The sequence below is a fragment of the Deefgea piscis genome, from assembly GCF_013284055.1.
Taxonomy (GTDB): domain Bacteria; phylum Pseudomonadota; class Gammaproteobacteria; order Burkholderiales; family Chitinibacteraceae; genus Deefgea; species Deefgea piscis.
Window position 1 is genome coordinate 2530320 of the sequence record NZ_CP054143.1, and the last position, 19149, is coordinate 2549468.

15 protein-coding genes are annotated in these 19149 nt (G+C 48.7%); 7 read left to right on the top strand and 8 right to left on the bottom strand.

The features are described from left to right. The first annotated feature begins 83 nt into the window (after positions 1–83). From xseB to trhP, 5 genes are all read left to right on the top strand, one after another. On the top strand, positions 84–329 hold the full coding sequence (gene xseB, locus HQN60_RS11790; RefSeq protein ID WP_173533827.1) for an exodeoxyribonuclease VII small subunit: 246 nt from the start codon (positions 84–86) through the stop codon (positions 327–329). Then, positions 329–1234, top strand: coding sequence for a polyprenyl synthetase family protein (locus HQN60_RS11795; RefSeq protein WP_173533828.1), 906 nt, complete (start codon positions 329–331; stop codon positions 1232–1234). The genes xseB and HQN60_RS11795 overlap by 1 nt, the downstream gene beginning before the upstream one ends. 40 nt (positions 1235–1274) lie before the next feature. Beyond that, complete coding sequence (gene dxs / locus HQN60_RS11800; RefSeq protein ID WP_173533829.1) at positions 1275–3149, top strand: 1-deoxy-D-xylulose-5-phosphate synthase; 1875 nt, start codon at positions 1275–1277, stop codon at positions 3147–3149. A 174-nt stretch (positions 3150–3323) separates the two neighbouring features. Continuing rightward, the gene (locus tag HQN60_RS11805) at positions 3324–3539 is read left to right on the top strand and encodes a (2Fe-2S)-binding protein (RefSeq protein ID WP_173533830.1); all 216 of its coding nucleotides are present in this window, start codon (positions 3324–3326) and stop codon (positions 3537–3539) included. Between the two features lie 518 nt (positions 3540–4057). After that, a complete protein-coding gene (gene trhP, locus HQN60_RS11810; protein WP_173533831.1) occupies positions 4058–5419 on the top strand; it encodes a prephenate-dependent tRNA uridine(34) hydroxylase TrhP in 1362 nt (453 codons plus the stop codon). A 128-nt stretch (positions 5420–5547) separates the two neighbouring features. On the opposite strand, the gene HQN60_RS11815 is transcribed toward trhP, so the two are convergent. Continuing rightward, the gene (locus HQN60_RS11815; protein WP_173533832.1) at positions 5548–6921 is read right to left on the bottom strand and encodes a hypothetical protein; all 1374 of its coding nucleotides are present in this window, start codon (positions 6919–6921) and stop codon (positions 5548–5550) included. A 385-nt stretch (positions 6922–7306) separates the two neighbouring features. Between HQN60_RS11815 and trhO the strand changes: the two genes are divergently transcribed. Continuing rightward, the gene (gene trhO, locus HQN60_RS11820) at positions 7307–8257 is read left to right on the top strand and encodes an oxygen-dependent tRNA uridine(34) hydroxylase TrhO (RefSeq protein ID WP_173533833.1); all 951 of its coding nucleotides are present in this window, start codon (positions 7307–7309) and stop codon (positions 8255–8257) included. Between the two features lie 243 nt (positions 8258–8500). Here trhO and HQN60_RS11825 read toward each other — a convergent pair whose 3' ends face one another. The 7 genes from HQN60_RS11825 to ppsR all read right to left on the bottom strand — a co-directional run bounded on the left by HQN60_RS11825 (position 8501) and on the right by ppsR (position 16528). Further along, entirely contained in the window at positions 8501–9691 is a 1191-nt protein-coding gene (locus HQN60_RS11825) for an integrase core domain-containing protein (protein ID WP_173533080.1), read from the bottom strand. 272 nt (positions 9692–9963) lie between these two features. Beyond that, entirely contained in the window at positions 9964–12528 is a 2565-nt protein-coding gene (locus HQN60_RS11830; RefSeq protein WP_173533834.1) for a [protein-PII] uridylyltransferase, read from the bottom strand. Between the two features lie 148 nt (positions 12529–12676). Beyond that, positions 12677–13486, bottom strand: a complete 810-nt coding sequence (map, locus tag HQN60_RS11835) for a type I methionyl aminopeptidase (protein WP_173533835.1) — start codon at positions 13484–13486, stop codon at positions 12677–12679. Between the two features lie 250 nt (positions 13487–13736). Further along, a complete protein-coding gene (gene minE, locus HQN60_RS11840; RefSeq protein WP_173533836.1) occupies positions 13737–14000 on the bottom strand; it encodes a cell division topological specificity factor MinE in 264 nt (87 codons plus the stop codon). 3 nt (positions 14001–14003) lie between these two features. After that, complete coding sequence (minD, locus tag HQN60_RS11845; protein WP_173533837.1) at positions 14004–14813, bottom strand: septum site-determining protein MinD; 810 nt, start codon at positions 14811–14813, stop codon at positions 14004–14006. A gap of 29 nt (positions 14814–14842) precedes the next feature. Further along, complete coding sequence (minC, locus tag HQN60_RS11850; RefSeq protein WP_173533838.1) at positions 14843–15562, bottom strand: septum site-determining protein MinC; 720 nt, start codon at positions 15560–15562, stop codon at positions 14843–14845. A 147-nt stretch (positions 15563–15709) separates the two neighbouring features. Continuing rightward, positions 15710–16528, bottom strand: coding sequence for a posphoenolpyruvate synthetase regulatory kinase/phosphorylase PpsR (gene ppsR, locus HQN60_RS11855; protein WP_173533839.1), 819 nt, complete (start codon positions 16526–16528; stop codon positions 15710–15712). A gap of 144 nt (positions 16529–16672) precedes the next feature. On the opposite strand from ppsR, the gene ppsA reads away from it, so the two are divergent. Then, positions 16673–19045 (top strand): phosphoenolpyruvate synthase, encoded by a 2373-nt coding sequence (gene ppsA, locus HQN60_RS11860; RefSeq protein ID WP_173533840.1) that lies wholly within the window; start codon positions 16673–16675, stop codon positions 19043–19045. Positions 19046–19149 lie beyond the last annotated feature (104 nt).

A 19149-nucleotide genomic window follows, 5' to 3' on the forward strand; every position in this document is an offset into this window, starting at 1 on the left:
AATAAGCCCCTTGCGCGAATGGGGCGGCTGACTGCGCTTATTCGTGTGTTTTTGTGAAATACTTTTATTTTGGGCTCAAACTTATGGCAAAAGCAGCAGCGAAATCGGCGAATTTACCCGATAACTTTGAACAAGGCTTGGCCGAGTTAGAGGCTCTCATTGCCCAAATGGAAGCGGGTGGACAAGCACTCGATGCGAGTTTGTTGGCATTTAGCCGTGGTACTGAATTATTGCGCTTTTGCGAAAGCAAATTAAGCGCGGCAGAGCAGCAAGTTCGCCTCTTAGAAGGTGGAGAGCTCAAACCGATGCCAAAGATGGGGACAGAATAATGAGCAAAACGGTAGCGACTGATTTTAAACTCTGGATGGAAGACGTTCAGGCGCAAATGGAGCGCGCGCTATCGCGGGTATTGCCATCGAGCAATCATTTGCCCGAACGCTTGCACGACGCGATGCGTTACAGCGTGCTTGATGGCGGCAAGCGAGTGCGGCCTTTATTGGTTTTTGCTGCCGGTTCGCTGGTTGATGCGCCGGCTGAGCGCTTGCAGTATGCCGGCTGCGCCTTGGAATTTATTCATGCTTATTCCTTAGTGCATGACGATATGCCGGCTATGGATAACGACGTGTTGCGTCGAGGTAAGCCAACAGTGCATGTGGCTTACGGTGAGGCGACTGCGCTCTTGGCGGGCGATGCTTTGCAAGCGGCGGCGTTTGAAGTGCTGGCCAATCATAGCTTGGCCGACAATCCGGCAGATCAATTACAAATGATTCGTATCTTAGCGAGCGCATCGGGTAGTTTGGGTATGTGTGGCGGGCAAGGTATTGATTTATATAGCGTTGGGCAAACGCTGACTTTGCCGCAACTCGAAATGATGCATATTTTGAAAACCGGCGCCTTGATTCGTGCGGCGGTATTGTTGGGTTCTTACTGCGGTACGCCACTCACCAGTGAGCAGCGCGAAGCGCTCGATCATTACGCCAAATGCATTGGTCTGGCGTTTCAAGTGGTTGACGATATTTTGGATTGTGAGGCGGATTCGGCCACCTTGGGTAAAACCGCAGGTAAAGATGCCGCCAATAATAAGCCCACCTATGTGGCTTTGCTGGGGCTAAAAGGCGCCAAAGAAAAAGCGGCCGAACTGAAAGCCTCGGCCTTGGCGTCATTAGCGCCCTTTGGGGAAAGAGCCAATATATTAAGTGCCCTTGCTGGGTATATTGTTGATAGAAAATACTAACAGGGCTTGCAGGGGGATACCCCGGCAAAGCAAGGTACACATGAATTATCCTTTGCTTGATACCATAGAAATACCCGCTGATTTACGCCAACTTGACCGCAAAGAATTGCCTGCGCTCGCTCAGCAATTACGTAGTTATTTGCTGGATTCGGTGAGTCATACCGGTGGACATTTTGCCTCTAATTTAGGCGCGGTGGAGTTAACCGTTGCGCTGCATTATGTGTTTGACACCCCGCACGATCGTTTGGTGTGGGACGTTGGCCATCAAAGCTATCCGCATAAAATCCTGACTGGGCGCAAAAACCGCATGCTGACGATGCGGCAAAAAGGCGGCTTGGCAGGCTTTCCCAAGCGCGAAGAAAGCGAATACGACACGTTTGGCGTTGGGCATTCTTCAACCTCGATTGGTGCGGCGTTGGGCATGGCCGAAGCGGCGTTGATTAAAGGCGAAAAACGCAAAGCGATTGCGGTGATTGGCGACGGTTCGATGACGGCTGGGCAGGCGATTGAAGCCTTGTTTAATGCGGGTCATCGCGACGACGTCGATTTATTGGTGATTTTAAACGACAACGAAATGTCGATTTCACCCAATGTCGGCGCGTTTAATAATTATTTAGCCAAATTATTGTCGGGTAAGTTTTACAACGGTATTCGCAATGCGTCCGGCAAAGTGCTCGATGCGGTGCCGCCGCTGAAAGAATTTGCCAAAAAAGGCGAAGAAAGCGTCAAGGGCTTTTTAACACCCGGCACTTTATTTGAGGAAATTGGCTTTAATTATATCGGCCCAATTGATGGTCATGATATGGAAACGCTGGTTGCCACCTTATCCAACATCAAGCAGCTTAAAGGCCCGCAGTTTTTGCATGTGGTGACCAAAAAAGGCAATGGTTACAAGTTGGCGGTGGCCGATCCGGTGAAGTATCACGCCGTAGCACCGTTTAATCAGCAAGATGGTGTTTGTAGCAGCAAGGTGAGTAAACCCACATTTACCCAAGTGTTTGGCGACTGGCTGTGCGATATGGCCGCGCAAGACGAGCAATTGGTGGGGATTACACCGGCAATGCGTGAAGGCTCGGGCATGGTGCGCTTTCATGCGGAATATCCAAGTCGCTATTTTGATGTGGGTATTGCTGAGCAACACGCGGTTACTTTTGCCGCGGGTTTAGCCTGTGAGGGCTTAAAGCCGGTGGTAGCGATTTATTCGACCTTTTTGCAGCGCGCTTATGATCAATTGATTCATGATGTGGCATTGCAAAATCTAGATGTTACTTTTGCGATTGATCGCGCCGGTTTAGTCGGGGCCGATGGACCAACGCATGCCGGTAGTTTTGATTTGTCATTTATGCGCTGCATTCCAAATCTGGCGATTTTAGCGCCCGGCGATGAAAACGAATGCCGACAAATGCTCTATACCGCGTATCAATACGCTGGCCCAGCCGCCGTGCGTTATCCGCGCGGTAGTGGTTTAGGGGCGACGGTTGAGTCTGAGATGCATGCATTGCCTTGGGGCAAGGGCGAAATTCGCCGCTCGCGGCAAGACACGGCAACAACAACGCGACGCGTGGCAATTCTGGCGTTTGGCGCTGTGCTGGAGCCTGCGCTGGCTGCCGCTGAAGCATTGGATGCAACGGTGGCCAATATGCGCTTTATTAAACCGCTCGATACCGAGTTGGTTCTGGCGCTGGCCGCTTCGCATGATCTGCTGGTAACGGTGGAAGACAACGCCATTATGGGTGGGGCGGGGAGTGCGGTATTAGAATGCTTGGCCGCGCAAGGCGTTTCTCGTGCCGTATTGCAATTGGGCTTGCCCGATAGCTATGTAGAGCATGGCGAGCAAAAACAAATTCTGGCGGACTGTGGTTTAGATGATGCCGGTATTGTTGCCAGTATTGAGCAGAGATTGGCTGTGCTGTAAGTGTGCAAAGTTGTTGTTTGCATAAACTGCCGCCCCTATGGGCGGCTTTTTTATTGTGGAAAATGCTGGTGAGGGGAGGGCTTGTGCCGTGAAATGACCTGTGGCTGAAAAAAGTACTTGGCAGTTATAAAAAATTTGATGATAATGAGAATAGTTATTGATAAGGTTCTCATTATGATTGTTTGTGTTTGCAACAATGTGAGTGATAAAGCGATTAATCGCGCTGTCGCGCAGCAAGGGGTTCGTACCTTTGCCCAGTTGCGACAGGTGACCGAGGTCGCTACGTGCTGCGGCAAATGTGCGCGCTGTGCCAAACAAGTTTTAAAAGCAGCACTTGCTGAGCAGGCCGAGCAGCAGCATGTGCCGTTGTCGGGTCTGGGCTTTGCCTAACACCGCTGCTGCGCCGCAATATCGTCTTGACTAAACCGAGCTAAATGCTCGGTTTTTTGTTATCCACGGCGGCCATCGTGGTTTTCCCCACGCCGCTTGGCTAAGTCTGTGAGCTGGCTGTGAGTAAGTCGGCTAGGTGCTTGAAACCATAGGGAAAATACTGGCTGATTAAATTTTAATCAGTATGTGGTGCTCATTCACAGGCTAGATGGATAGTCATGTGCACAGGCTGTGGATAGCTTGCCTAAGTGACTGTTTTGTTACTGATTTTGTTTGCCGATTAAAAAATAGGCAGAAAAATTCAAATCACAGCTTGAATTCAGCAAATTTTGTTGTATTTAGCACTTATCCCACAATTTGCCAGTTTATCCCCGAAAAAAAAGCATAGCGTGTGAGTTAGCTGTGGGTAATATCGGCAAGCTACTGATTTCGTTCATTTATTTAATATTGCTTGTTTTTTGTGCAGCGTATTTGCGGTATAATGCCCGCCTTTCTTAGTTTGAACACACGCACCCACCATGACCTTAAAAGCACCTGAACTCTTATTGCCCGCCGGTACGCTCGAAAAAATGAGTGCCGCTTATGACTTTGGCGCCGACGCGGTCTACGCCGGTCAACCGCGCTACAGCCTGCGCGCGCGCAATAATGATTTTAAATTGGAGCAAATTGGTCAAGGGATTGAAGAAGCCCACGCCCGTGGCAAAAAATTCTTTGTCGCTAGCAATATCTTGCCGCATAACGCCAAAGTAAAAACCTATCTGGCGGATATGGAGCCGGTGATTGCGATGAAACCAGATGCGCTGATCATGGCTGATCCAGGCTTGATTATGATGGTGCGTGAAAAATGGCCAGAACAAGTGATTCATTTGTCGGTACAAGCCAATACGGTGAATTACGCTGGCGTGAAATTTTGGAAATCAATGGGCCTAGAGCGCGTGATTTTGTCGCGTGAATTGTCTCTCGATGAAATCGAAGAAATTCGCCAACTCTGCCCAGATATGGAGTTGGAAGTGTTCGTACACGGCGCGCTGTGTATTGCATATTCCGGCCGTTGCCTATTGTCGGGGTATTTCAATCACCGCGACCCAAATCAAGGCACGTGTACCAATGCCTGCCGTTGGGACTACAAAACGCACGACACCGCCACCGACGATGCTGGCGATGTTCAGCCCAAAGAGCAAATCATTCAATTTGACTTTAATAAAGCGATGAATGACGCCAATCAAGTGTTCTCCGCCTGTGGCGGCCAAGAGCGCCATCCATTGGCCGACAAAACCTATTTGATCGAAGAAGCCAATCGTCCCGGCGAGTTAATGCCAATTGTCGAAGACGAACACGGCACGTACATCATGAACAGCAAAGACTTGCGCGCGGTGCAGCATATCGAGCGTCTGGTGAAAATGGGCATCGATTCACTCAAAATCGAAGGTCGTACCAAATCGCTGTATTACGTGGCGCGCACCGCCCAAGTGTATCGTCAAGCCATTGACGACGCGGTGGCTGGTCGCCCATTTAACCCAACGTTGTTGGCTGATTTAGATGGCCTTGCCAATCGTGGTTATACCGACGGCTTTTACCAGCGCCACACCACGCACGAAGCGCAAAACTATCTGGATGGCCATTCCAAAGCACACCGCAGCCAATACGTTGGCGAAGTGCTCAATATCCAAGACGGCTGGGCTGAGATTGAAGTGAAAAACAAATTCTCAGTTGGCGATTCGCTGGAAATCATTCATCCAAGCGGCAATATCATCGTTAAACTCGAGCAAATCCGTGGTAAAAACGGCGCTTTGGTGGAATCCGCTCTCGGCAGCGGTGCTAAAGCCGCCATTCCGCTCGATGCCAAATACGCCAATGCATTGATTGCCCGCTTGTTTTAATTGTTGGGATTTTGATTGTTAAAAAGCCGCTGAAAAGCGGCTTTTTTGCTGGTGTTTGTAGCTTGGTGCTGAGCTTGCGAAGCCCAATAGTCGCGGTAAACGTTGGGCTGCATTTCATTTAGCCCAACCTACGGCACTGTTTTTGAAGATGATGGCCACGAGCTTCTGGAGATCATAGTATAACTTTTTTGTTGATTATCTATAAATCTTGACTCTATGTCATAGTAGTAATGTGTCACTTCATATCGGTCAAATACATCTTTTGAAAGCTTGTTTATTGCATAAGGATTGTGATGTATTTGTAATCCATCAAGATGAGTTTCAAAGTGCTTGTTGTTTTCTTTTATCTCCATAATCAATCCTTTACGATCATGATAACGACTCGATCTTATATCCATAGCCAGTGATGATTGCGTAATAGCCTTACTTAAGGTCCCCATAGTAGAAAAAATAATTGCGCTAACCTCTTTATATTTATCGTTTGTAAATATCCCAAGATCTAAAGCAACTTTTTCATTCTTCAAGGCAAATGGAACTTCAACTTCTGTAAAGCCATTATCTTTGTCTATACCCTGACCATATAGGACTCTATTTATAGCTTCATTATTCTGTATAAAAAACATATTCTGTTCGAAAGGAGCGACAGCGACAACGAATGGGTTTCCCACAACATGCTCAAACTTTGAATATGTACTTAAGTATTTTTTGTGTTTACTATTTATGGCGTTTAAAATTCGAACACTAGCAAAATTTAAAAATTCACCATTCTCTTTCAGCTTTTCATTCTCCCATTCAGGACTAGAGTCTTGAGCATGGTTGGCTGTAACGGCTTCAATATTAATTATTTCATTGCTTGATGTCTTAACAGTAAAGTCTGGACTGGCTTTTGAAAAATCTACATTAAGGTTTAGATCCTTAAAGCATTGGTACAAATACACTTCCCAGAACGACGAGTTGAATGTCGTTTGAAATTCATAATTAAACTTATTGTCTCTATCTTCAAAGCCGCTTGCCCAACGTGATATTACATCGACTAAAGGCTTATTTTTACTTTCTAACAAGTACTTGAAGTTTGGATGCAGGAAGTTTTCATCATCAACTAATACATCGAAAAGTTTTAGCGGTTTTGTCGCCCTCCTGATTTCCTCATCTAAATAGTATCGCCCGAATTTATAGTGACAAACAATGTATTCAACAATAGAGATCCTAACCATGGCGGCATTGTCAATACCAATTTCCTTTGATAATTGCATGGTTAGTACAACTAAAAATTGTTGTGGTCCTGTAGGGCCATCTACATCTTCCCAGCTACTTTCCATTGCTCCGATGTAATCCGATTCATTAAAGTAAAAGCTTTTAATTTTATCTTTTACATAATCGTTACCCTGTCTTGCTGCATCAAGTTCTTCAAGTACAAATTGCATCGCAACTTTTTTACTATGCTTTTTTGAATCGATTATTGATATTAATTCTTTTACCGCTACATCTATTATTTTTTGCATCAAGGGCCTTAAAAATTAACGAAACACTCATGATAGTGCGTAGGTTGGGCTAAATGAAATGCAGCCCAACGTTTACCGCGATTGTTGGGCTTCGCAAGCTCAGCGCCAACCTACAATTCAATTTCCGCTTCTGGCCGAACTCAATCACTGATGTGATTCAGAATTTAGTCTGCAAGCTTACTGGATAAGTTTGGCTGCGCAAACAAAACTTGCGTAGGGCTGTTCAATTTACTACTTACACAAATTTGTTGGCGTTTCAGTTAGTTTACGACGGTTAAAAAATGTTTATTTCTCCGCCGCTTATCTTGCCTTAGCTCAGGTAAAATCCGCTCCCAGAATAAAAATTCCGGTCCGCCCTTTACGCGGGTGACCACTTGGAGAAATCATGTCGAATCAAAACGAAGGCGCGATTGTTGTTGCGGCGCTGTATCAATTTGTCACGCTCAGCGATTACGTTCAATTGCGCGAGCCACTATTGCAAACGATGCTGGATTTAAACGTGCACGGCACTTTACTGCTGGCCGATGAAGGCATTAACGGCACGGTGGCGGGAACGCGCGCGGGGATTGATGGCTTGCTGGCGTGGTTGCGCTCAGATCCGCGCTTGGCGGCTGTTGATCACAAAGAATCGTATTGCGCTGAGCAGCCATTTTTGCGCACCAAAGTAAAACTAAAAAAAGAAATCGTAACCTTGGGTGTGCCCGGTGTTGATCCGAATAAAGCCGTCGGCACCTATGTCGAGCCCAAAGATTGGAATGCGATTATTTCCGATCCCGAAGTGCTGGTGATTGATACCCGTAATGATTACGAAGTGGCGATTGGCACGTTCGAGCGGGCAATTGACCCGAAAACCGAAACATTCCGTGAATTTCCCGATTACGTAAAAGAGCATTTCGACCCAGCGGTACATAAAAAAGTGGCGATGTTTTGCACTGGCGGCATTCGCTGCGAGAAAGCGTCGAGCTATATGCTTGGTGAAGGGTTTGCAGAGGTATACCACTTAAAAGGTGGGATTTTGAAATACCTCGAAGAAGTACCGCAGGAAGAAACGCTATGGAAGGGCGACTGCTTTGTGTTCGACAACCGCGTGACGGTGCGCCACGATTTGAGCGAGGGTGATTTTGAGTTGTGCCACGCTTGCCGTCAGCCGGTATCGAAAGAGCAGCGCCTATCGCCGCATTATGTGGCTGGCGTAAGCTGCCCGCATTGCTTTGACAATCTCAGCGAAAAAACCCGCAGCGGCGCGCTCGAGCGGCAAAAGCAAATTGAGTTGGCAAAAAAACGCAATCAACCCAATCCACTGGGTCGAGTCATTAAAAAGACCTCGTCACGTTAATTGCCATGCGGCGTAAATCGCCAGCTTGCTGATAGGCGATCTGGCGTAGCAACAGACTGTTAAGCTTGGTCATGTTCAGATTTGATGCTGTGCCGCGCTCGTCGAGCTGGGGCTTAAAAACCCGTCTAAGCGCACCGAGTGCGGAGAGAGACAAACAGCTATATCGTTTGGCTCACGACAATCGAGGGAACAGCGGAGCTGGGCGCGCTCGGGTCGTGAAAGATCAAGGACATAGGTAACACTTTAATTCAACGACATGGGTGACACTTTTAGCGTTAAATAATCGTTTTTGGTCCCTTTCACTTCTCGCTCGTCCAACGAGCCTAGTCGAATCGGACCAAAATAAACGTCCCAAATACCCTCACCGACCAACTCCAAACCGACCCATTCGCCACGCAATAAATAGCCAATGTAAACTCGTAAACTACGCCAATAAATCAGTCCACTTTGACAGACTCGTCCACGCTCAAAGTAGTCAGGGTAAACCAACTCTGGCAGCGACTCTGGATAGCGGCGCGATGAGCTCTGATACACCGATTTAGGCACACACTGCCCCAAACTCTCATGCAAACGATCCTCGTTATAGTGGCGCAAGAACTCATCCAAAATCACTTGTTGCTGCGTTAAGTCGGCCGCACCGGGCTGACCAATGCGTAATTTCAACGTCCGATGCATCCGTTCATGTCGACCATTTTGCTGTGGTTGCCCTGGCGTAATTCGCTCTGGAATAATCCCTAGCCGAATCCACCAAATCGATAGTTTCGATAACCCTCCGACACCCACACTGGCAAATGGTGTGCCGTTGTCGCTCCTAATCCGCTCCGGCAAACCATATTGGCGAAACAATTGCTCAAACACCGCCTTGGCCTCTGCCCCTGTCGTACCGCTAAACCCTTGGCAACTCAGCAAATAACGACTGGCGTGATCCATGATCGTTAACGGATAGCACCACTGCCCATTACCTAACTTGAACTGCCCTTTGTAATCCACACTCCACAGCTGATTGACCTGTGTTGCTGTCTTGAGCGGTTGAATCGAACGCAGCGTGCGATTAATCCGCCTTCGACTTTTTACGCAACCCGCCGCTTTCAAAATATTGTAAATCGTCGTTTGCGACGGAATCAGCGACTCGATAAATCGCGCAGCCAGCAGCGGCTGGATTTTCTTTGGCCCCAGCACATCGCCCTTGTGATTACGCAATTCCAGTATCGCCTGCCGCACGACATAGGGGGTGACAGCCGAATCATGCGGACGACGACTTTGCGCTTGCAAACCTTCGAGCCCCATCGCGTGATAACGCCGTACCCATTTGTAACCCGTCTTGCGGCTAATCCCATACAGAGCACACAAGGCCTTGAACGCCAGCTCGCCACGCAAGTAATCGGCGATAAATTTTACTTTTTCGTCCATCGGTTTCACCTCATTCCACGGCATAGCGTGCTCCGGTTGCGCGTATCACAAACCAGAGAAGTGTTACCTATGTCTTTGAACTAATGTGTTACCTATGAGTGTGAACCATACCTCGCCTTTCTTTTCCCCTCTTTTCTTTGGCGAGACAAAGAAAAGAGGGTCCCTGTCGCGGACTGCGACTGTAAAACACTGTGCCGTAGGCACTTAAAATCATCAACACGTAATCTGAATATCGCCCTAAGCTTTGGGGTATTGCCACGCAATCAATATTTGATGTTGATTGCGTGGCAATACCCTTATTTTTCGCTCAGTGTTTGGAGTAGTTCACTTTCCAGCTGTAATACAAATTTTGCGTCGCTAAGCACGCGGCCAGAGATTAAAAAATTATCTTCGGCGCGCTCGCCCAAGGTCATGATTTTGGCCGATTGAATCTCGATGCGATTGGCCGCCAAAATACGCGCAATGGTCGAGAGCAGGCCCGGGCGATCGCCAGCCACCACCGATAAAATCGAGTATTTGCCTTTTTCATCGGGGCGAATTTGCACATGCGTTTTCACTGGGAAGTGTTTTTGCTGGCGTGAAATACGCCCGCTCAGTTTGGCGGGTGCGGGTTTGCGCTGATTGAGCACTTCGCTGAGCTCAAATTCAACGTAATTAATTAAATCGCGATAGGAAATATGCTGACTATCGGGAATGAACACGTAAAAAGTATCGAGCGCATAGCCGTGGTGCGTGGTGTGGATTTGCGCGTCAAAAATCGAATAGCCAGCGCGTTCAAAAAAGCTGCAAATATGCACAAATAAATCGGCTTGATCCGGGCCGTAGACCAAGACTTGCAAGCCTTCGCCGGACTCGGAGAGTTTGGCGCGCACTTGGATTTCATCGCTATGCGTGCGGGCAAACAGCATGCGCGTATGCCAAGCAATATCGCGTGCGTCGTGGCGCAAGAAATACACCGTGTCGAGTAAGCGCCAGAATGGATCGTGCGCGTCATTGCGTAAACCATACAGTCGCAATAGTCGCAATGCTTCTTCTTGCCGCTCGCTCAGCCATGAATGGCCACTTTGCTGATTTAAAAAGCGCTGCGTGCCTTTAAATAAATCTTCGAGTAATTTGGCTTTCCATGCGTTCCAAACTTTGGGGCTGGTGCCGCGAATATCAGCCACCGTCAGCAAATACAGTGCGTTCAAATGGCGCTCGTCGCCCACTAAGGCGGCAAATTCGGTGATCACGTCTGGATCGTACACGTCTTGTTTTTGCGCGATCGACGACATGGTTAAGTGATGCCGCACCAACCAAACAATCAAATCGGTGTCGGCAGCGGGCAAGGGGTGGCGCTCGCACCATTCGCGGGTAATGGTTTCGCCCAGTTGCGAATGGTCGCCCCCACGGCCTTTGCCAATGTCATGAAATAGCGCGGCTAAATACAGCACTTCAGGGTGGGCAAATTCTTCGATCAGTCGCGAGCACAGCGGGTATTCGTGGGTGAACGCCGGAACGGCAAAACGGCGCATATTACGCAGCACCATCAAAATATGCTCATCGACGGTATACACATGAAATAAATCATGTTGCATGCGGCCAACAATATCGCCAAATTCGGGAATATAGCGGCCCAATACGCCGTATTGATTCATACGCCGCAGTACGCGAGTTAAGCCACGCGGCTCTCTAAATAGTGCGATAAATAGTTGCTTATTGTGTGGATTGCACAAAAAGTCGTCGTTAATTAAATCGCGCGCATGCCACAGTGCGCGTAAGGTTTCTGGGGCAATATCGCTGGCTTCGCGGCGTTGTTCTAGGTGCAAAAATAGCGCCAAAATTGCTGAGGGGTTTTGGGTGAATAATTCGGGGTCGTAAATCGCCAGCAAGCCATCGCGAATATAAAAATCAGCATTGATTGGCGTGGTATTACTGAGGTAGGAGTAGATTCGTTGCCGTAAAGCATGCACCAACACCGGCACCAATTGGGTGATGATGCGCGCCGCCAAATAATATTCAGCCATAAAGGCTTCGCTGGCGCGCTGAGTGATTCGGCCGGCGGTGGAGACGTCATCAAAGCCAAAGTCTTTGGCCAGCGCATGCTGGTAATCAAATAAAATCCGATCTTCACGGCGTTTGGCGCGCCAGTGCAAGGCAATGCGATAGGTGCGTAGCACGCGCTCGGCTTCGCATAGTTTGCGGTTTTCCTCAGGCGTGAGCATGCTGAGCGCCGCCAAGGCATGCCAGTCGCGGCCAAGGCGTTGGCTGGCGGCAATCCAGCCAATTAGGTGTAAATCACGCAGGCCGCCAGGGGCTTCTTTAATATTGGGTTCAAGTTTGTAAGTGGCGTTTTGAAAGCGGCCGTAGCGCGCTTGTTGCTCGATCAATTTGGCTTCAAAAAATTCTTTTGGGTCGATGTGGCGATGCACCGTATCCATAAAATCATGAAAGCGCTGCCGGTCTCCAGTGAGTGGCCGAGTTTCAAGTAGGGCGGTTTGTACGGTGATGTCGCGTTCGGCTTCATACAGGCAGTCGGTGGTGGTGCGGACCGAATGGCCGACCTCGATACCAATATCCCATAGCTCGCCAACCAAGACTTCGAGTTTTTCCAGTAGGCCAGCGCTGGGCTGCTCAGGCAGTAAAATCAATAAATCGATGTCTGAATAAGGGTATAGCTCGCCACGCCCGTAACCACCAACGGCACAGAGCAATACATCGCTATTAAATTCATGTCTATCCCACAGCTCGATCAAAGTGGCATCGGTGAGGTTCGAGAGTGAATTCAGTAGTGGTGCGGCTTTGGTAGGTTCAGAAAAACGCTCGCGCAGCGCGAGTTTAGCAAGGGCATAAGATTCACGAATCGCACTGACCGAACGCATGACGATAAACTCCAAACGACAATACTGTGAATGCCTGATATTGCAAGGCACGCACGCGCTGTATTGCCTTTAGATAAAGGCGGGCGCAGGCGTGATGAATCAGGATGGTTTTTGACTTAAAAACGCCCTCAATCGAGGGCGTTTAGAATTAAGCGAGTAGGTATTTCTCTGGGCGCGGCGGCGTGCCAGCCGATACGGTCAATACCTCGTAACCGGTTTCGGTGACCAGCACTGTGTGTTCCCATTGTGCGGATAAGCTGCGATCTTTAGTCACAATCGTCCAGCCATCGCTCATTTGTTTGATTTCACGTTTGCCGGCGTTAATCATCGGCTCAATGGTGAAAATCATGCCTGGTTTTAGCTCGGCACCTGTGCCGGCTTTGCCGTAATGCAACACTTGCGGCTCTTCATGAAACACCGCGCCAATGCCATGGCCACAAAATTCACGCACCACGGAATAACCCGCTTTTTCGGCGTATTTTTGAATCGCCGCGCCAATATCGCCTAGGTGAGCGCCGGGTTTGACTTGATCAATGCCAATCCACATGCAATCAAAAGTAATTTGTGACAAACGTTTGGCGTGGGTAGCGACATTGTCACCGACCATATACATACGGCTATTGTCGCCGTGGTAGCCGTCTTTGATTACGGTAATGTCTAGATTTACCACGTCGCCATTTTTAAGTGGCTTGCTGTTTGGAATGCCGTGGCAGATGACATTATTCACCGAAGTACAAATTGATTTCGGGTAGGGTATATAGCCAGGCGGGCAGTAATTTAATGGCGCGGGGATAGTACCCTGCACATTGACCATGTATTCATAGCATAAACGATCGATTTCTTCGGTCGTGACGCCCGGTTGAATAAATGGGGTGATGTAGTCGAGCACTTCGCTGCCAAGACGGCCAGCTACGCGCATTTTTTCAATTTCTTCGGCAGTTTTAATGGTAATTGTCATACAAGCCTTGAGTTGCTTCGCGCCGCTAACGCCACGCGAGATGAGTTTGATTTAACGCAAGTATAACATTGCCCGCGCCGCTGCGGATTGCAGTCCATTCGCGCGCTGTTGGTTAACAATACGCATGGGGGCGGTAGCGATAAAAAAACCCAGCGTAAGCTGGGTTTGATCGGGTAATCAGAAGGGCATATTGGGGCGCGGGCGGTGGACTACTCGCTGCGCTTCGCTCCAATGCGATTGGCATTCTGAATTACTTTACTTTGTGCTCAGGTAATACGATGTTCAACTCAAGCACTTCAAAATCATCTTTACGTTCCAGTTGAATTTGAATGTCTTCTGGATTGATTGCCACGTATTTAGAAATGACTTCTAATAATTCGCGCTGTAATTGCGGCAAATAATCTGGCGTACTATTGGTGCTGCTGCGCTCGTGCGCCAGAATGATTTGTAGGCGTTCACGTGCGACGTTGGCGGTTTTTTTCTTTTCGCCAAAAAAATAACTCAAAATAGACATCAATTAACCTCCAAACAACCGTTTCCAGAACGGTGCCTTTGGTACTTCAACAAAACGCATTGGCTTGGTCTCGCCAAGAAAGCGTGCAACAACGTCTTTATACGCTTCTGATACATCGGTGCCCGCATTGTGGATCGCGGGTGTGCCCGAGTTTGAAGCTTGTAATACCGCTTCCGATTCTGGCACGATGCCGATCAATGGAATGCGCAGCAGATGTTGTACGTCGTCTAGCGACAGCATTTCGCCGCTTTCTACACGTGCTGGGCTGTAGCGGGTAATCAGTAAATGCGTTTTTACTGAGCCGCCGTCTTCGGCGCGTTTTGATTTGGCATCCAAAATACCGATGATGCGATCTGAGTCACGCACGGAGGATACTTCTGGATTGGTGACCACAATCGCTTCGTCGGCAAAGTACAAGGCCAAAAACGCACCCGTTTCGATGCCGGCCGGGCTGTCGCAAATGATGTAATCAAAACCATCATGTTCGAGCTCTTTGAGTACTTTTTCTACGCCTTCTTTGGATAGCGCGTCTTTATCGCGTGTTTGCGAAGCTGGCAAAACGTAAAGATTGTCGCAGTTTTTGTCTTTAATCAGCGCTTGGCGCAGATTGGCTTCGCCTTGAATGACGTTAACAAAGTCATACACCACACGGCGCTCGCAACCCATGATCAAATCAAGATTACGTAAGCCCACATCAAAGTCGATGACGGCAGTTTTAAATCCACGCAAAGCAAGGCCAGAAGCAAAGCTGGCGCTGGTGGTGGTTTTGCCTACGCCGCCTTTGCCTGAAGTTACTACAACGATTTTCGCCACGGAAATCCCCTGGAATAATTTAAATTTAGTTAATTGGTTTGGCTGAGTGCTTCGATCACGAGTTTGTCTTGATCGAGGAAAATTTGGCTTGGCTTACCCGCAATTGAATCCGGCAGGTTGGCATCGAGCGAGCGATAAACACCCGCAATCGATACCAACTCGGCTTCCATGCAGGTGGTAAAAATGCGTGCCTCGGTGTTGCCGCGAGCGCCCGCGAGCGCTCGACCACGCAGTGGTGCGTAAACATGAATATTGCCATCGGCAATCACTTCGGCGCCGTGTGAAACCAAGGCCAGAACGATTAAATCGCCGCCTTTGGCATACACTTGCTGACCGGTCCTAACCGGACGGTCAATAATCATTGCTGATGGCGCAGCAATGGTTTCTACAATCGGTGCTGCCGCGGGGGTAATGCCGCTGTCTTGTAAGACAACCAGCCCAGCTTCTTGTGCTGCAACTTGCTGATCGATTGAGCCGCCTTGGGCTGCAATCGGCTTGAGCTGAAATTGGCGCAACACATTGACGAGGGCGGCGATTTCTAGCGCTGAAGGAATCGATTTGAGCAAGCTAAAATCAATGGCGATTTGCTCATTGGATAAAAAATGCTCGCCATCACCAAGCTGCTCTTGGAGGGCCAAGATTAATTTTTCTGGCTCGAGTGAGCTAGGCACAAAGGCGGTGAGTTTGGTGGTGGTGCTTTTAAACTCAAATACAGGCGCCGGATCGTCGGCGTAAGCAAAACTGGTCATGGTGCTATGGTCACAACAGCGAAAGATCGCAGTTTACCGTCTCAGTACCACACTAGGAAGCTGAGTTTGCGACTTTCGTAATCAATACAGCGTAAATTCATGACAAAACCACGATTGGTCACGAATTTACACCGTAATGATGACGATTTAGAACGTACGGCGCTTGATGCCAGTGCGGTGCATGATGGTAGTTGAAAGCTCTTCAATCGACATGCGTGTGGTGTTGAGATACGGAACACCCACGTGTCGCAAGAGAGCTTCGGCTTCGGCCACTTCAAACTGACAGGTTTCAATTGAGCAATAACGGCTATCGGGTTTTCTTTCTGCGCGAATTTGTTGTAAGCGTTCTGGCTCAATTGTAAGGCCAAATAATTTGTGTCGATATGGCAACAAAAGGCGCGGCAAAGTGTGCTGGCCAAAGTCTTCTGGCGTGAGTGGGTAGTTGGCCGCCTTAATCCCAAATTGTAAGGCGAGGTAAAGACAAGTGGGGGTTTTGCCGGAGCGAGAAACGCCCACTAAAATCAAGTCGGCTTCGGCCAAGTCGCGCGGCATGATGCCGTCATCGTGATTGATTGAAAAATTAACCGCGTCAATTCGATTTTTGTATTCTTCAAAATTGCCGATCGAGTGCGAGCGCCCAATGGTATGGGTTGACTCGATGCCCAGTTCTTCTTCGAGCGGACCGATAAATTGTTCTAAAAAATCAACGGTTAATGCGTCTTCGACGTGAATTTTCTCACGCAAGATGGGGTCAACAATGGTGCTAAAAACTAAGGGCCGACAGCCATCAACCACAGCGTGGCGGCGGATATCCAAGGCCACTTGTTCGGCTTTGGCCATAGTGTCAACAAATGGCAAGGTGATTCGGTTGAAGTCAACATCTTCAAATTGTGATAGCAATGAATGACCTAAAATCTCGGCAGTAATCCCTGTTCGATCAGAGACAAAAAAAGCTGTTCGGCGCATATAACCCCCCTTTGCAGCAGGATAACGTGCAATGATCAGGAAAACCAGTAAAGGTATTTCCTGACTTGGCTTTCGCGACTAAAAAGCTAAACTTGAGGGGATTTTTGCAATGCAGCATTCTTTAATTGTTAAGGGCCACGCCAGATGACTGAAAAATACGTACTTGATTTTGCCCAGCTACGCATGAATGACGTAGAGAAAGTTGGTGGGAAAAATGCCTCATTGGGCGAAATGATTTCGCAGCTTAGCGAGAAAGGCGTACGCGTGCCCGGTGGTTTTGCAACCACCGCAGAAGCTTATCGAATTTTTTTGGCGCAAAACGGTCTGGCTGAGCAAATTGATGAAATCCTCAGCACTTTAGATGTCGATGATGTTAAGCAATTGGCGGTAGTGGGTAAGCAAATCCGTGAGTGGATTATGGCCACCCCGTTGCCAGCCCAACTTGAGGCCGAAATGGCCGAGCACTATGCGCGGTTGGGTGACAATGTCACCGTCGCGGTGCGCTCGTCTGCCACGGCCGAAGACTTGCCCGATGCGTCTTTTGCCGGTCAGCAAGAAACCTTTTTGAATATCGTCGGCTACCAAAACGTGGTGGATGCGATGAAGCATGTGTTTGCTTCTTTATATAACGATAGAGCGATTGCTTATCGAGTGCATAAAGGCTTTGATCATAAAATTGTGGCGCTGTCGGCGGGTATTCAGCGCATGGTGCGCTCGGATAAGGGCGCGGCAGGGGTACTGTTTACCATTGATACCGAATCGGGTTTTGATCAAGTGGTGTTTGTTACCGCTTCTTATGGTTTAGGTGAAACCGTGGTGCAAGGCGCGGTGAATCCCGATGAGTTTTTTGTGCATAAACCCACCTTGGCAGCGGGTCGTCCAGCGATTGTGCGCCGCCATTTGGGTGGTAAGGCACTGAAAATGGAATTTGATACCGAGTCGGTGGCGGGTAAGTCAGTTCGCACCGTGGCGGTGCCTAAAGAGTTGCGTCATCAATTCTCAATTACCGATGCCGAAGTTGAAGAATTGGCGCGCTACGCGGTGATTATCGAGCAGCATTATGGTCGTCCAATGGATGTCGAGTGGGGCCGTGATGGGATTGATGGCCAGCTGTATATCTTGCAAGCGCGGCCAGAAACGGTGAAATCACAAGAATCGGGCTCAGATAAACTCACCAAGTTCCGGATGCTAGAAACCAGTCGCATCATGACCGAGGGACGGGCAATTGGTCAGAAAATCGGCCAAGGTAAAGTGCGGATTATTCGCGATGTGTCCGAAATGGATCGAGTGCAAGCTGGCGACGTCTTGGTGTCGGATATGACCGACCCAGATTGGGAACCAGTGATGAAGCGGGCGGCGGCGATTGTCACTAATCGCGGTGGCCGTACTTGCCACGCGGCGATTATCGCGCGTGAATTGGGTATTCCAGCGGTAGTGGGTTGTGGTGATGCAACACAAATGCTCCGCGAAGGTGATGAAGTCACCGTGTCTTGCTCGGAAGGCGATGCCGGTTTTGTGTATGAAGGCTTGTTGAAGTTTGAACGACTAGACGTGGCGCTACAAAGCTTGCCTGAAGCGCCGGTTAAAATCATGATGAATGTGGGTAATCCTGAGCTGGCATTTGATTTTTGCCAGCTGCCAAATGAGGGTGTGGGTTTAGCGCGTTTGGAATTCATTATTAATCGCATGATCGGGATTCATCCCAAAGCGCTGCTGGCTTACCCTAATTTGGCCGAACCGCTGAAATCACAAGTTGAAGAGCGCATCGCAGGCTATCGCTCGGCGATTGATTTTTATATCGACAAGATTGCCGAAGGGATTGCAACTTTAGGTGCGGCGTTTTATCCGAAAAAAGTCATTGTGCGCTTGTCTGATTTTAAATCGAACGAATATGCCAATCTGCTCGGCGGTACTGAGTATGAGCCACACGAAGAAAACCCAATGATTGGCTTTCGCGGTGCGGCCCGTTATGTCGATAAATCGTTCCGTGATTGTTTTGAATTGGAATGCCGCGCGGTTAAAAAAGTTCGCGATGTGATGGGCCTGACCAATGTTGAAGTGATGATTCCATTCGTGCGCACGCTAAACGAAGCGGAATGTGTGATTGAGTTGCTGGAACGCAATGGTTTGAAACGCGGCGAAAACGGTTTACGCGTGATTATGATGTGTGAAATTCCGGCCAATGCCGTGTTAGCTGAGCAATTTTTGCAGTACTTTGATGGCTTCTCGATTGGTTCTAACGATATGACGCAATTGACGCTGGGGATTGATCGCGATTCTGGCGGCCCAGTTTCAACTAGCTTTGATGAGCGCAATGAGGCGGTGAAAGCGATGCTGTCGATGTCGATTAAAGCTTGCCGTAAATTGGGTAAATACGTGGGGATTTGTGGCCAAGGCCCGTCTGATCATCCTGACTTTGCCCAATGGTTGGTTGAAGAAGGGATTGAAACGATTTCACTCAATCCGGACACCGTGATTGAAACTTGGCTCTTCTTGGCTAATGGCGGCAAAGCTTAGTTTGGCGTTCATGCGTGATTAATAAATACCGGCAAGCGCTGCGCTGCCGGTATTTTTTTGCTTTAGATTTTTGTCGCTGGTGGTGTTTGTGAATGGTTTGTGTG